Source organism: Aureliella helgolandensis (assembly GCF_007752135.1).
In the GTDB taxonomy this organism is placed as follows: Bacteria; Planctomycetota; Planctomycetia; order Pirellulales; family Pirellulaceae; genus Aureliella; species Aureliella helgolandensis.
The window spans coordinates 3870625-3886228 of record NZ_CP036298.1 but is presented as its reverse complement, the minus strand read 5'-3'; the positions used below and the strand labels follow the sequence as shown (position 1 = coordinate 3886228).

The following is a 15604-nucleotide window of genomic DNA, read 5'->3' as shown; positions in this document are numbered from 1 at the left end:
CCAGTGCTCGGCGAGTGTCGGAGCGCGTTAGAAACTACCACCTCGTTGACGGGGTATGTAACCGTTTCGCACAACCGCTAGCTCCGCCGCTCAGTCCCCTTGGGCGCCGCACCGCAAATTCTCATCCTACCTGCGTAGCGCAGCCAGACAGAGGCGCGTCGTCGTCCTCTTGCCACAGCTGGAAAATATCCGTGAAGACTATTCTGACCGAAAATCAACTGCGAGACGGAGTGGCGGCCATGTCCGCCGAGATCGCCGCCCGCTATGGGACGGAACCGCTCACCATCGTGGCGGTCATGACGGGCAGTTTAGTGCTGCTGGCTGATCTGATCCGCCAGCTTTCCATGCCCGTGCGGGTCAGTTTGATTCAAGCAAGTAGCTACCGTGGCGGCACCGAGTCGGGCTCGCTGTGGATTCGCGATGACATGATGCTCGACGTCAAGGATCGGGACGTTTTAGTGGTTGACGACATCTTTGACACCGGCAAGACCCTCGAAGCGGTGATGGAGTGCATCGCAGAAATGCAACCGCTGAGTTTATCCAGCGCGGTGCTCCTGCATAAGAAGGAACGCCAGCAAGTCTCCTTGGTACCGGATTTCGTCGCTTTCAACATTCCCGACGAATTTGTCGTCGGCTATGGATTAGACTATCAAGATCTCTATCGAAATCTCCCTTTTCTAGCGGTGCTGGAACCAGCTGAGATCGAGGCGAACACTGTCTAATTCACAAGCACCGCGCCATGGGTGACTCTCAACGGGTTCTCATTCTGACTCGCCAGTTCTGGCCACAAACCACCGATGCGACTCTGCGTCTGTCGGACTGGGCTGTCGAATTGCACCAGCAGGGACACCGAGTCCATATCTTGTCTCCGCGTTGGCATCGAAGCTGGCCCAATCGGGTACAGTGCCTGGAATTGCCAATTCAGCGCATCGATGCCGTACCGACCTCGCCCCTGCGGGTGGGAAAGTATTTACGCGCGGTTGCCGATTACATCGAGCGCGAGTGCCGGGACTTCGACTGGATCTACTGCGATAGTGCGGAACACGAAGCATCGGCTTGCTTTGCCCGCTTGCCACCCAGTCAGCGGCCCCCGGTGGTTGTCCGCTTTGATCCTCCAGAATTGCATGCTCAGCCCGATCTCCGCTGGCAACCCTCGACGATGGCATTGGAAGTTTGCCGCAAAGCTGACCTGGTCATTGCGCCCCATGCCGCCGCGCACCAACGTCTGTTATCGCTCGGCATCGTCGATTCGAAAATCCTCCGCGCCGCAAGTTTTGTCGCCCGCCCGATTGATCGTAGCAAAGCAGCACGCCGCGTGGCGCGGCAAATCCTAAGCGAGATCAATCATGATCTCTTCATTCGATCGACCGACCGAGTAGTCGTTTGCCCCGGAGAACTCAGCGACAGCTGGAATGTCGAGCTGTTGATCCGCGCTCTAGCCCCCGTCATCGACTCGCAACGGGCGCTGCGTCTGTGGATCCTGGGAGATGGGACCACGCGTGGGCGTTACTACGAAGCGCTGCGGGACCGCGGGATACACCATTTGGTTGCCATGCCAGGTATTTTTACGGAGCTGACCGAAATCCTGCAGGTCGCGGACCTATGCGTCTTCCCGGCCGCGGGCAATGGTCTGAGCTGGCTGATTCCTACCTGCATGGCCAGCGGTCTCCCCTTCCTGTCCGCCGAATCGCCCACGGCCCGACGCTGGCTTGGAGAACACGCATCCCTGCATCTGTTTACCTCTCAAAACGAGGCGGCCTTGCGAGAGAATCTGGAACGCTGGTGGAGCGATCCGAGTCCTTACGCTTCCTCCGCAATACAGTTGCAGCGGAACTATGTGGCGCATGCGACCAAGGATCCCCTGCTGGCCGCAATTGGCGAGCATTTGAAACTCAATGCGCAGCCTCGAAAGCCCGCCGAACCTGCGGCGTTGCAGCAGAGTTTGGTTTCGGAAAACAAACAGGAGTGAGATTGCCTCGCAGTAGAACGCTATGCGCATAAAACTTTGTCTCATCATACCAACACTCGTGCAGGGTGGTGCTGAAAAGCAGTTGACACTGCTCGCACAACATCTCAATCCCGAGCGGTTTGAAGTTCACGTCATTGTCTTGACGCACTCGGGGCCGTACGAAGAGGTGTTGCGGGCGGCGGGAATTGAACTGCACTTCATCGGCAAGCGAGGGAAGTTCGATCCGTTTGCCTATCGACGGCTTAGGCGTCTACTGTCGGACCTCAAGCCGCACGTTGTCCATACCTGGCTGTTTGCCGCGAACAGCTATGGACGTATGGCCGCAAAATCCGCTGGCGTTCCCGTGTGCATTGCCGGCGAACGCTGTGTCGATCCCTGGAAGCAAGGCTGGCAGTTCGCCATCGACCGACGACTCATGCGTCACACCGACGCGATCGTGACGAACACCTCCGCGGTCACAGATTTCTACCGGCAGCACGGTATTGACTCGGAGAAATTCACGGTCATCCCCAATGCTGTGGAAACTCCGGAGGTACAACGGCTTTCCCGCCGCGAGCTTTGCGAGATGTTCAACTTGCCGCCTCGTGACCGAATCGTAATGGCCATCGGGCGTCTCTGGAAGCAGAAGGGCTACCGCGATTTGATTTGGGCCGGGCAGATGGTGCAAGTCGCTTATCAAGACGTGTGGTTGCTGATCGTGGGCGACGGTCCGCAGCGCAGTCAACTGCAGGAGTATCGCGACCATGTCGGCGCGGAATCTGGAGTTCGGTTCCTAGGTCACCGCAGCGATGCCACCCAACTACTGGCCAGTTGTGATCTGCTATGGAACGGAAGTCTCTACGAGGGACAGAGCAACACGATTTTGGAAGCCATGGCACTTGGAATTCCTGTTGCCGCCACCGACATTCCCGGAACTCGCGATTTGGTGGAGTCGGGGCAAACGGGCCTGCTCTATCAATTGGGAGACGTGAATACACTGTGCCGTTGGACCAACGCGATGCTGAGAGACGACACAGGTCGCGCTAAGATGGGGGCGGCAGCTGTCGCGAGAGTCGAAGAACACTTCTCGCTCCATCAGATGATTGCTCGGCACGAGGAGCTGTACCTGAGCTTGTGGCAACGCTATCTAGAGCGAACGCCGACGAGTCGCGTCCAGGAGTAGAACCGCGACAGCCACGAATTGGACCAAAGATGGAAGTCCGCAGTCGAGAGAGTCTCGGTGGGGTAAAACTCTCTCGACTGCACGATAGGCACCACTTGCCAGTGACGCGGCTGATCTTCTTGATCGCTGGGCGTCTTCACGGATGGGAGTGGTGAGTTGTACGTTCGGCAGACAGCCCACTGTCTGCATCTTCCCTGTAAATTGCCATCAACACTTCATGGGTTAGCAAGTCGCTAGACCAAGCCAGCCCGCTCTTTGGGATCTCGCAAACCATCTGCGAGTTTTGCCAGGGCTTCCGTTTCAATCTGACGGACTCGTTCGCGAGTCAGCCCCAGTTCCAGTCCAATTTCTTTGAGGGTATGGGATTCGGTATCCGCCAGCCCGAAACGCATACGTAATACCGTCGCTTCGCGAGTATCAAGCGTTTCGAGCAGATCTAGTACCGTGCTCAGAACATCGTGGTCCAGCAGTTCTTCGTCGGGAGCTTTCAAGCGTTCGTCCTGCACCATCTCGCCGAGTGACCAGCCGGATTCAGACTGATCACTCTGAGGTGTGCTGTTATAGATCTGAATCGCTTTTTTGATGATGGGCAACTTCTTGCGTGGCAGGCCTAGGATGCGACCAACCTCTTCTTGAGTTGGCGAGCGGCCTAATTCTTCGGAGAGTCGGGCCGAAGCCCGTCTCCATTTGCTTAGCAGTTCAACCATGTAAGCCGGGATGCGTATGGTTTTGGCCGAGTTGATCAAGGCACGCTTGATCGACTGCTTGATCCAGTAACTAGCATAAGTACTGAAACGCGTTCCCACTTCCGGGTCGAACCCTTCTACGGCCCGCAACAACCCCAAGTTGCCCTCTTCAATTAAATCCTGAAGACCGAGTCCCTTTCCCACATATCCCCTGGCGATGTTGACCACCAACCGCAAATTAGCCCGGACCATATGGTCGCGTGCTCGGACGTCACCGCTGCCAATACGTCGTGCCAAATCTCGCTCTTCTGCAGCGGATAACAACGGAGTCTCGTTGATTTCTCGCAAATAGGTTTCGAGTGGCGACTGTGGCTGGACATCCTCGCGAACCACTTTACGACGACTTGCACGCAAGGCATCTCGGGCTTCGGTTAGCTCATCCACGCTGTCGGTATAGTCGGACATGAGGGTCTCAGTTCGATCAAAAAATTGACACATACTATTGATATCGCGACACCACTGCCTTGGTAGTGCCGCACAACAAACTCAACTACAACGCTCATCCAAACAATCAAGCGACGCAGATTTCACTACCTTCTCGAGACACTCGCCGGAGCAATGTGAGTCAGTTCTTCACCACGCTTGCACCCAAACTCTTACATGACATCAACCGCATCTCCACTCCGACGCGGGAGTGAAGGGAGACGGCGTGGAACGTCTACATAACGTTCGCACACTGTCCAAGTCTGGTTTGTCAACGCTTTTGAGTGAGGAAACCATCTCAGTTCCGCTCCGAGGAGCGGCCCAAGAGGACTCAAGCAATGCTTGCATTGTGTCTCTACGGTTAGATATCGTCGGGGGACTGGGTAAGAGTCGAAGAATTGCGAAAGACGAACAATTATTCCGATTGTTCAGGTCGCGCCCAGTTTGCGAACCACGCGGTCTAGAAGGGTTGCCCTGTAGAGCTCTCTCCAAACGATGCACCGGTAAACGCAGGCCGCGTGCCCCAATCTAATGCCCCCCAATCCAGTACATTGGCAACAATGCACTGGGACCAATGCGCACAGATCGAGCTTCGCGCGCATTTCGCAATATGCAACGTCACAACTAGAGTCAGCAATCGGGGGGAAGCCCCCCGCGAGCCGACTAGCCAGCCCTGGAGCTACTCATAATTCCACTTTAGAATCCACGGATCGCTGGTCCGCTTCTGAAACGCCTTGAGCTCTTGTTGCATGGCTTGGAGTCTTTGGGCGTGTTCGGGCTCCAAGGCGAGATTTCGAGTCTCGTCGGGATCATTGACTAAGTCAAACAGCTCAAACTCGGGACGGTGGATGTACTGCTCGACAGTGCGTTGTCCGTAAAGTGTCTCGGGCCCCTGCTCAAATTGTTTCTGCCACGTCGGAGCAGACCACAGGTCCGAGGCGAATGGGTAGGGAAGTGGGAAGGCAATATTCCAAATCAATTTGTACTGTCTACCGTGTACGACTTTCATCGGATAGTACATTTGGATTTCATGGAACGTATGCGATGCGTAAACTTTATCCCACTTATCGGTAGAATCGGAATCATGATCCCCTGAGCTGGAATGCCCAATCAACTCGGCCCAGCTACGACCGTGGAAGTCCTCAGCCGGGTTGGTGTCTTGGCTGTAGCAGCCCGCCAGATCGAGAATTGTGGGAGTCAAATCAACGTGGCTGAGCATCGCATGATTGGTAATGCCCCGTTGCGATGCACGTGGATCGCGGACCAACATCGGGACATGCATTCCCGGTTCGTACAACGTCGTTTTCGCACCGGGAAATGCCATCCCATGATCGCTGGTGAAAATGATGATGGTGTTGTCCTCCACACCTAGCTCTCGCAGGTTGGCAACCAAACGCCCCAGCCCCTGATCAATTCTAGAAATGCTCTCGTAGTACATTGCCAGTTCGGCGCGAGCGGTTGGAGTGTCGGGCAAAAAGGCCGGCACGCGAACATCATTGGGGTGGTAATAGGTACTCTCAACTCCCTCATACCCGGACGGGATATTGCCAAACGCATTGGGGGAATGCGGCAAATCCTCTCGCGTGCCACCGCCGCGATGGGGGTCAGCGGTGCAGAAATAAAGGAAAAAGGGCTGCTGACCGTCAAGGCTGCTGAGATGTTGCTTGACGTTCTCTGCCATCAAGACGGGGTTTCGTGCATTGCCTGGCAATGCCTTGTCAAAATGATAGACCGCTTCCGGAGCGACATGGAACTTGCCAATTCGCGCGGTGTGATACCCGGCTTGCGTCAGCCGAACTGGCAAGCTCTTCACACGCTCGAACGAACTGAAATGATGGTAGGAATGTTCATGCCCATAATGACCGTTGAAATGGTTGTGCAGTCCACTCAGGATCACCGATCGCGAAGCACTACAGCTGGCAGTCGTGCAATAGGCCTGATCAAAAATCGTTCCCTCAGCGGCTAAGGCATCCAGGTTCGGCGTCCGAATGGCTGGATTTCCCAATGCATGAATATCCCCGCTCTGATCGTCGGTCACAAACAACACAATATTGGGGCGTTGCGACTGGTCTTCTGGAGTACTCGCCTGCACGGTTTTCAAACCAAGCGAGGCGACGCTCAAGAGAAAAGTCAACGGCAGCAACCCCTGTAAGTGGGTTACGCGAAACGATTGCAACAGCATGAATTAAGGCCTCTCGGGAGATGGACTGTTATGGTGTATCATGGGCCGCAATTGGAAGAACTGAGCACTTCACCGGCGCTGACTGGGAACGTACTATTGCGTTTGCAGCTAGATCGGGGGAAACGCAAACACCAGCAGCTACCTAGACTACCCAAACTGCCAGATGATAGAGGATCTGTTTTGCGGCAGCCTGCATTTTATCATTTTTTTTCAGCTCCCTTGAAACCTTATCCTCGTCCACCGCTGAGTCGCCTAATCTACTTGGGCCAGCAGCGATGGTTTGTTGGCGCGCCACGGGGCCTAGTTGGCCAACGGCAAATCCCAACGATGGACGAACCGCGTCCTTGATCCATAATTTGCGACCTTCGCACTCTCACGGCTTCTCAAACTCAAGCACTCATCGTTAGCCTTATCCGTTCCATCCCGATTGTATCAAACAGCACGTTTTCAGGAGTTGGTGGAACTACTCCCCGAAAACTGCGTCTAGCCCCCTTCGGAACCCCATGTTGAGCGACGAACAAATATCGGTCGACCAGAGCGCTATCGACAGAGTGCTCGCGGGCGATTCTTCTGCCTATGCAGAAATCGTGGAACAGTACCAACGCCGATTGTTGGGGCTTATGATTCACGCCAGTGGCGACCGGGAGCTGGCCGAAGATATCGTTCAGGAAGCGTTTACCAAGGCTTACCAGAAACTCCCACAATTCGCGGGCGAAAGTCAGTTTTATACCTGGCTCGCTCGGATTGCGATGAACCAACTGATTAGCAATCGCAGGCGACGCCGGTTGGAAAGCCAACTCCCTAGGACGGGGATGGAACAGGCCGTCGACACAGTGGGAAGCCTTGAGCGTCCCGAGGACCGCTTGGAACAAACGGAGACGCAACGGTGTGTGCAGGATGCAATGTTGAAATTGGATGAAGAGCGAAGAGTCGTATTGGTGTTACGCGATTTTGATGGAATGGACTACGAAGCGATCGCAGAAACCCTACAGATCCCGATTGGGACAGTCCGCAGCCGGCTACATCGAGCTCGGTTGGAACTTAGAAATTTACTGCAAGACCGAGCTTTGCAGCTTGGTTTGAGTGCATCATGAACTTTCCCAAACCCGAACACGATTCTTCGCGCGAGAACACATTGGCTGCCTCCGATGGATTTCAAGAAGAGTGGCTGTCTGCCTACTTGGACGATGAATTGCCCGCGGAACAATGCCGGCTGGTGGAGCAAAAGATCGAAAATGACGGGGACGTGCGCAGTACGTTTGAGGATCTGCAACGCATCCGAAAACTGGTCTTAGATTTACCAAGCCCCGTCACCACAGATGCTGACGAAATTGCCGCCTTAGCCACCGCTGCCCCGCAAGTCGCACCCGTCGAAGACCATGCCGCCACGCGCATTTTCGACACTTGCGATGCCGTTGAAAACAGTCTTGATTCCGAAGGTGGCTATACCAATCCACTCACTGTAGGAAACTCAGGTGGACCGGGGGCAGGTGTCCCTCCTCACCCACAGTCGCGCCGCAGTGGTTGGCCAAGACTTCGACTCCTCGCCTTGGCTGCCAGCATCCTCGTGATGCTGGGTGTCGGCCGCTTGCTCTGGCCTGAAGCCCCGATGCAGATTCTGGCAACGAATGGCCAGCCCAGCAATGGCGCAGACGCCCTAGCTGGCACCGCAGCGGAGCCCATCGGCATTCCGAACAGGCAATCGGAGGAGCTAGACCGTTCCCAATGGGAGGAGGATCCACTCAAACGAGCCCTTGAATCCGATGACTTCTCCTTCCAGAGCGCTTCGGCAACTTCAGAGTCGGAGTCGGCTATCAACGATGCAGGGGCGTTTCCCCCAGCTGCAGAGCAGTTTTCGATGCAAGCTAGGGCTGCCGCCACTCTGCCTACCACTCCACCCAGCGAGGCACTAGCAGAGACTTCAGAAACGAGAGAAATGGCGCCTGCAAGGAATGCCGGTGAGGCCATGGCGTTCGAGATGCCGCAGGAATTGCTCGGTGGCGCCCCCAGCGAACCGCAGCTGGCGCTTAATATGGCAACACAACCCTCCGCCATGCCAGAACCATCTTCCGCTGCCCCAAGTGCCAAGATGCGTGCGAGGAGCTTGCCGGCGAGTCCCCAAGTGCCCGAGGCAAATTCATTTGGAATTCGGGCTGAGGCCCGTGCTACCCATCGCGTGTCGGTCTTGCGCAGCAGCTCCTGGATGCCCACAGAAGTTCAACAGCAGTTGGTGGCACAATCCAAGCTGCTTGGAATTGATCCCAACGAAATGTCTACTGCTGGAAAGGACGCCACTTCGCAAGCTCCCCAGAATGCGATTACCGCCCCCATTGGCCTGCTCACTCTCAGTGGCAGTACAACGGTTGAAGGACTGATGACCATCGCCGAAAACATTGACCTGGACCTAGTTTCAGTTGAGGAATTTGCTTCTCCAGTAGGATCAGGCGTGACCGAAGATTTAGGACCTGCTGGCGGAACATCTGCGGCAACTCCTACCAGCATCGCCGTCTTCACCAGTCGCGCTCAAGCAGATCGCCTCGCTGCTGAACTCGGAACGACGTTCAACCAATCTCCTTCATTGATGTGGCTAACGCCTTCTGCAAGTAGGAACGCGGACTTTCAAGGAGGTGGTGCTTCGCTCGGCGAGGCAGAGCAAGCTGCCATTCTATTGATTCACTTGCAAGGCAATTAGATCCGGAGAAATCGCAGCTCTTGGCCTTTCAAGAGCTGCAAGAGAGCATAGAACAACCGACCTTGTGGCGTGCCCAATCGGGTCGTTTGGCGAACCACCGCTCAGATTCAGGTTGTTCTTCATAGGGAGCAGTAAGAAGACGATGCAGCTCTTCGATCAAGGCGTTGTCCCCCTCCTCGGCCGCGTCAATGGCTAGCTGAGCCATGTAATTTCGCAGGACGTATTTGGGGTTGATGCCATTCATTTGCCTCCGGCGAATATCATCTGCCATGGCAGCGGCCCCCAGTCGCCGCCCGTACGCTAAGAACCATGCTTGCCACTGTTGGCGAACTTCACCAGACAACTGGTCGGGCTCGTAGAGCGCATCCTGCACTACTTCAAGTCCGTGCGACGGGTTACTCTCCAACTGCGTCCGCTCGCAGTTGCCCAGGAGTCGATAGAAAAGGGTCATGTCCGTTTCCGCAGCTTGTAGCGCCAACTGTAGCTGGGCGATCAATTCGCCGTCTCCAGGCAACACATCCGTAACCCCGAGCTTGGCTAATTGCATTTCAGTCGACTTGCGGTTGAAGTCCGCTTGCGCCTGATCCATCGCAGCCTGCAACGGTGCGGCCTCGCGGACGATTGGATACAGGGCGTTGGCCAGACACACAAGATTCCAAAGAGCAATCTGTGGCTGGTTGCCAAACCGATAGCGGCGGTGCGAACGATCTGTTGTATTGGGGGTCCAATCGGAATCAAACCCCTCCAACCAACCGTAGGGCCCGTAATCAATTGTCTCACCATGGATAGACATATTGTCGGTGTTCATCACGCCATGCACGAATCCGACGCGTTGCCAATGCAAGACCATCTCAATCGTACTTTGGCAAACGGCGCTGAAAAAGTCGACGTAGCGACTTGGACTGCTGCCATCAATCTTCGGAAAGAAATGACGAATCGTGTAATCGGCGAGCATCTCGAGTAGCTTCAATTCATTGCGTGATGCCAGGATTTCAAAGCTGCCAAAGCGAATGAAGCTGGGCGCTACACGACATACAATGGCTCCAGGTTCTGGACGGGGATGACCATCGTAGAGCACGTCGCGGACGACTTGGTCCCCCGTTGAAATCAGGCATAACGAACGGTTGGTGGGAATCCCCAGATGATACATCGCTTCGCTACACAAGTGCTCCCGCAGCGAACTTCGGAGGACCGCAAGTCCGTCGGCGGTGCGGGAATAGGGCGTTGCACCTGCGCCCTTGAGTTGCAATGTCCAATGCTTGCCGGCATGTTCGACCTCCATCAAATTGATGGCACGTCCATCTCCCAATTGCCCCGCCCATGAACCGAATTGATGCCCCCCATAGCACATGGCATACGGCTTTGTCCCGGGTAATTGCTTTGCACCACTGAAGATTTCGACAAAGTCATCGGACTCCAGATCCTCTTCGTTCAGCCCAATCAGTCGTGCCACCTCGAGTGAGCGATGTAGGACGTTAGGCGCACTGGGATGGCGGGGAGTGACAAATGAAAATGCGGCATCGGAAACTTGGCGTGGCTGATTGACGAGTGATTCGTCAGCAGGCAACTCTTGATTGAACCGGTCGGTAATCTTCAAATTCATGGATTTTCCATCGTAGGCAATATTCGCACGCATGCACTAGGCTGCCGAACGAATGCTTCAGTCTAATTTGAGCTGTGCGCAGGCGAGGAAGGGTCTGGCAAAGGCACCGCCCCCCTGCGACTCGCTGCTATCTTGTCAATTCGATGACGTTCCGAACTCCCGTAGCTCCCAAACTCTCACTCGGCAGACGAGTGGTCTACACTCTCGGTTTGATGAGTACAAATCAAATAGCCTTGCCAGACAAGCATTGTAGCAGCGACCAACAGATAGCCACCTGTCCACCCTAAAACCGTGGGTAGACTCTCCGCTGGCAGAACAGCGACCTCTGGCAGGATACCAAAGCTCGCGGGAGATACGATCGGGGCGTTGGCCAACGGCGAATGGATCAAACCGAACAGCGCACAGCCGGCAGCCACACTGTAAAAGCCTGCGGCCGCGATCAGACGCCGGTCAATGGCCATTGCCAAGGCAGAGGCCCACAGGACACTGGTCAAGATAAAACCATTGGAGAGCATTTGCGTCGTCGCCAACTTAGATTGCAGTTCCCCTCCAAAGAGGCTCTGTGGATCCAAGCCATTTCCTAGGAGTGCTCCCTGTATTTCGCCAGCAAAGATATTCACTAGCACAGCCAGCGCGGGCACGCAGGCCAGCGCAACTGCCGGGTAATGGCGACGCGGTGTCGCTAGAAAACTCTGGGCAGTGATTTCGAGGCCCACGAAGACGAGGATGGGGTAGACCGCCGCCTTGGGGATGAAGGCATAGAAGTAATAAAACAGTCCGCTCGTTCCAAGGAAACCAATCAGCAGCGCGGTTGCCAAGGTATAAGCGGCGCGACCCCCCATTGCTTTGTAGGCGGGATGTCCGATGTAAGGTGTTGTTTGAATAACCGCACCACAGATACCAGCGATAAAGGTAGCGACGGCTTCGATGGCAATCACCGAACGGGTTTCGTATTCATCTCCCGCTGCGGCTGCACTTTCCGTGCAATCGATCCCTCCCACGACTGTCGCCAACGCAAATGGGATGACAACCGGCAGATAATGAAAGGTATCGCCCATGGCGGACAGCCAGCCGAAGTTGAGTGCGGTCAGCCACTCGGTGGGCCACGTTTGCTGTGCAGTGACGACCGCTCCTGCCGACTCCTGCTCAATCATGCCCGTAGTTTGCAGTAGAGTAAACATGATTCCCGCGACGACCAGACCACCGACAGCACCGGGAAGTTTGAACGGCAGTGGAACGCGGCCGACCAAAGCCGTCAGAATTACGGCCAGTGCCAGGAGCCCAATGGACGGGTAGCGCAAGATTTCCACCAAGGGTTGGTAGGTGATCAACACCAAAGCCACGGCCGCCAGAGATCCCAGCAATCCAGCCCGGGGCACACACCGCCGCACCCAGCCGCTCCCCAGGGAACACACCAGTTTGATGAGCCCGCTGATCACGATGCTGCAAATACCGATCTGCCACGCATGCATCGCAGCGGCATGGATGGCCTGCTCCGACGTTTCGCCGGCCGGTAACCCCGCTTGGTAGGCGGGCCCCAGTACAAAGAAAATCATGCCGAAAGTGCTAGGGGTGTCCAAGCCAAGCGGCATGGCTGTAACGGAAGAGCTTCCGCAGCGTTTTGCTAAGGAAAAAGCGAGCCAGAAGAAAGCCAAGTCACCGATCAGCACACCAATCGCGGTGCCCGGTATCATGTACCGCAGTGCGAAATCTACTGGAAATGCATAATTCAGATTGAGCAAGCTGACAATCAATATCAAGCCGGCAACATTGTCGAGCACCAAGCCAAAAAATGCGTTGATGTCTCCCACTGCAGCCCAGCGATACTTGTTCGTCATGAAGTCCTCCCAGTAAACTCCGTTAAATTTCGAAACGCTAACTTAGCAAAATCAAGCGCACCGTGCGTGCGCGATAAGGGCGAAGGATTTGAATGATGAACAAACAGACTGCTGGGCCTCAACGCTGGGAGAATCAACTAGAGTGTGAAGCCTTGCGAAGTGCGGGCCCCATGGAACCAGGCTCGGTCCCGCACATCGAGCCACTCATTCTGTCGACGGTCTGGCAGTTGGATTCCCCAATGGCTGCGGATCAAGCCTTGTCGGGAGCCAACGATGCGTTTGCCTACCGACGCGACGGCCATCCCAACGAACGCAGTTTGGCCCACAAACTCGCCAGTCTCCACGGCGCATCGCAGGCTAGTATTACCGCTCAGGGAATGAGCGCCATTAGCGCCGTAGCCATGGGAATACTCGAGCCAGGCGGCCAGGTCTGGCTCGGCCAAGAATTGTACGGCAAGACCAGCCGCCTTTTCGAGCACTCGCTGGCCAAATGGCAAATCACGACACGCCATTTTGATCCTACTGACAAAGTCCAAATTGACGAACTCAGCCGACAAAAGGTTGATTTGGTGCTGGTCGAAACCCTTAGCAATCCAAGACTGAGCGTGGCGCGCCTGGAAGATATATCGGTCGCAACTCATGCTGCGGGCGGCAAGCTGGTCGTCGACAATACCTTTGCCACCCACTTGGTCTGCCAACCGTTGAGCTACGGAGCTGATTTCGTTGTCGAAAGCTTGAGTAAACAAGTGAACGGCCATAGCGATAGCATGCTCGGCTTGGTGGCTGGAAACGATCGCCAGTTGATGGACTGCATCCAGGATACGATCAGCACCTTTGGGATGGCCAGCAGCCCACTAGACTGCTACCTGACCCATCGCGGCCTGATGTCGTTGGCCCTTCGTCTAGAACGCGCGTGCGTCAATGCCCTGGCGTTGGCGGAAGCGCTCGATGCATTGCCCACAACGATCGAGGTGGACTATCCGGGGCTAACGCACCATCCGCAGCATCAGTTCGCCAAGGAACAACTCCGCGGAGGATACGGTTGGATGCTGACGTTTCATCTACCTCTGCAGCGTCCCGAGGTTGCCGACTTATTCCGTAAATTGGCTCCTGAAATTCCATTCGCTCCTTCGCTGGGGGATATTTGCACCACGCTCTCGCATCCGGCAACGACCAGCCATCGTGGATACAGCGAAAGCCAACGCGTCTCACTGGGAATTACCGAGGGAACGATTCGGGTCTCGTGTGGCGTCGAACCGGCGGAATGGTTGATCGAGCAATTTTCTCAGGCGATTTTAGATTTTGCGCGAGCCTAACAGAATTTCCCCGCCTGCCATCACGCGTTTTCCGGGGGGAAACGCCCAACCTCCTCCCCGGCATTCCGCAACTGCGACTCAGGGCAACTTATTCCCTTATTGCCGAGAACATCTGCGATGCAAAAGGTACAACCGGTGGAGTTGCCTAGTTTCCTCCGCGGTAGCAGCCATTTCTGGTGAGCCATCCCTCCCGGGGGAGCGCAAAGTTTCGTGACGGTCAATTGTCCCACCGGAGCGGTAAGGGTAAACTGCAGTGTCGCGTGTCCAGGATTCTTCACCCTTGAACGAGCCGTTCGCGCCGCAAGTCTATAACAACGCTGAGATCTTGTGCCATAGGCACTGCCGGAGCCAATGAATGTCTACCGCTACTAATCCTACCGATTCCCAGACCCAAGTCGCTCGATTAAAGATCGGGGAGCAAGAGATCGACCTGCCAGTAATTGTGGGCACTGAGGATGAGAAAGCGCTTGATATTTCAGCGCTACGTCGTGAAACCGGTTGCGTGACCCTGGACGAGGGTTACGTCAACACCGGCAGCACCATTAGTGCGGTGACGTTCCTCGATGGCGAGAAAGGCATCTTGCGCTATCGCGGCTATCCCATCGAGCAGATTGCGGCCGAATGCGACTTTGTTGAAACTTGTTACTTGCTCATCTATGGAAAACTTCCCAACGAGCAGGAGTGCACTGAATTTCGCGAATCGATTCGCCAGCACACGATGATCCACGAGGACATGCGGTCGTTTTACAATGGGTTTCCTAAGGACGCCCACCCGATGGCCATCCTATCCTCCGTGGTTGGGGCCCTCTCGACGTTCTACCAAGACTCGCTCGATCCGCACGATGACCGGCAAGTGGAGATCTCGATCCACCGTCTCTTGGCAAAACTACCGACGATTGCGGCATATAGCTACAAGAAGTCGTCCGGCCAACCGTTCATGTATCCGCAGAACCAGCTCTCGTATTGCGAGAACTTCCTGCGGATGATGTTCGCCTTGCCAACCCAGGACTACGAACCGGATCCAGTATTCGTCGAAGCCTTGAATCTATTGCTGATCTGCCACGCCGATCACGAGCAGAACTGCAGCACGTCCACCGTGCGAATGGTGGGATCCTCCAACGCAAACCTCTTCGCTTCGATCTCGGCAGGAATTTGTGCTCTTTGGGGGCCTCTCCATGGCGGTGCCAATGAAGCCTGCATCAAGATGCTGCAGACGATTGCCGACGATAATTGTGACGTCAAGAAGTACGTGGCCATGGCGAAGGACAAGCAAGACGGTTTCCGTCTCATGGGTTTCGGACACCGCGTGTACAAGAACTTCGACCCACGGGCGACCATCATCAAAAAGGCTTGCGACAAACTGCTTGCTAAGCTGAATATCGACGATCCACTCTTTGCAGTCGCCCAGCAGCTCGAAAAAGTGGCTCTCGAAGACGAATACTTCATCGAGCGCAAACTCTATCCCAACGTCGATTTCTACTCGGGAATCATCTATCGCGCCATGGGACTCCCCACCCAAATGTTTACCGTGATGTTCGCGATTGGTAGACTGCCCGGATGGATTGCCCACTGGGTTGAAATGCACCAGTCTCCCACGAACCGCATTGGACGCCCGCGCCAGATCTATAATGGTCCTGCCGTGCGGGATATCGTGCCTATGGATCAACGCTAAG

Annotated in this window: 11 protein-coding genes; 7 read left to right on the top strand and 4 right to left on the bottom strand. The window is 55.5% G+C overall.

Annotation, left to right across the window (positions count from 1 at the left end; all coding sequences use genetic code 11):
• Positions 1-191: 191 nt before the first annotated feature.
• The 3 genes from hpt to Q31a_RS13885 are packed head-to-tail and all read left to right on the top strand — an operon-like array spanning position 192 to position 3131.
• Complete coding sequence (hpt, locus tag Q31a_RS13895; RefSeq protein ID WP_145078720.1) at positions 192-722, top strand: hypoxanthine phosphoribosyltransferase; 531 nt, start codon at positions 192-194, stop codon at positions 720-722.
• A gap of 17 nt (positions 723-739) precedes the next feature.
• Positions 740-1969, top strand: a complete 1230-nt coding sequence (locus Q31a_RS13890) for a glycosyltransferase family 4 protein (RefSeq protein WP_145078716.1) — start codon at positions 740-742, stop codon at positions 1967-1969.
• Positions 1970-1991: 22 nt separating this feature from the next.
• Positions 1992-3131 carry a glycosyltransferase gene (locus Q31a_RS13885; RefSeq protein WP_231691193.1) on the top strand — a complete coding sequence of 380 codons (1140 nt, stop codon included), beginning with the start codon at positions 1992-1994 and terminating at the stop codon, positions 3129-3131.
• Positions 3132-3364: 233 nt separating this feature from the next.
• Here the strand turns inward: Q31a_RS13885 and Q31a_RS13880 are convergent, their stop codons facing one another.
• Both Q31a_RS13880 and Q31a_RS13875 read right to left on the bottom strand, forming a co-directional pair.
• Positions 3365-4282 (bottom strand): sigma-70 family RNA polymerase sigma factor, encoded by a 918-nt coding sequence (locus Q31a_RS13880; protein ID WP_197356812.1) that lies wholly within the window; start codon positions 4280-4282, stop codon positions 3365-3367.
• A gap of 697 nt (positions 4283-4979) precedes the next feature.
• Entirely contained in the window at positions 4980-6482 is a 1503-nt protein-coding gene (locus Q31a_RS13875) for a sulfatase family protein (RefSeq protein ID WP_145078709.1), read from the bottom strand.
• 503 nt (positions 6483-6985) lie between these two features.
• On the opposite strand from Q31a_RS13875, the gene Q31a_RS13870 reads away from it, so the two are divergent.
• Both Q31a_RS13870 and Q31a_RS13865 read left to right on the top strand, forming a co-directional pair.
• Positions 6986-7576 carry an RNA polymerase sigma factor gene (locus Q31a_RS13870; protein WP_145078705.1) on the top strand — a complete coding sequence of 197 codons (591 nt, stop codon included), beginning with the start codon at positions 6986-6988 and terminating at the stop codon, positions 7574-7576.
• Complete coding sequence (locus tag Q31a_RS13865; protein ID WP_145078702.1) at positions 7573-9174, top strand: zf-HC2 domain-containing protein; 1602 nt, start codon at positions 7573-7575, stop codon at positions 9172-9174. Before Q31a_RS13870 ends, Q31a_RS13865 begins: the two co-directional genes overlap by 4 nt.
• 28 nt (positions 9175-9202) lie before the next feature.
• Here the strand turns inward: Q31a_RS13865 and Q31a_RS13860 are convergent, their stop codons facing one another.
• Both Q31a_RS13860 and Q31a_RS13855 read right to left on the bottom strand, forming a co-directional pair.
• Positions 9203-10777 (bottom strand): protein adenylyltransferase SelO, encoded by a 1575-nt coding sequence (locus Q31a_RS13860; protein ID WP_145078699.1) that lies wholly within the window; start codon positions 10775-10777, stop codon positions 9203-9205.
• Positions 10778-10953: 176 nt separating this feature from the next.
• A complete protein-coding gene (locus Q31a_RS13855) occupies positions 10954-12615 on the bottom strand; it encodes a permease (RefSeq protein WP_145078696.1) in 1662 nt (553 codons plus the stop codon).
• A gap of 92 nt (positions 12616-12707) precedes the next feature.
• Between Q31a_RS13855 and Q31a_RS13850 the strand changes: the two genes are divergently transcribed.
• Both Q31a_RS13850 and Q31a_RS13845 read left to right on the top strand, forming a co-directional pair.
• Positions 12708-13931, top strand: coding sequence for a trans-sulfuration enzyme family protein (locus tag Q31a_RS13850; RefSeq protein ID WP_145078693.1), 1224 nt, complete (start codon positions 12708-12710; stop codon positions 13929-13931).
• Between the two features lie 355 nt (positions 13932-14286).
• A complete protein-coding gene (locus Q31a_RS13845) occupies positions 14287-15603 on the top strand; it encodes a citrate synthase (RefSeq protein WP_145078690.1) in 1317 nt (438 codons plus the stop codon).
• The last annotated feature ends 1 nt before the right edge of the window (position 15604 follow it).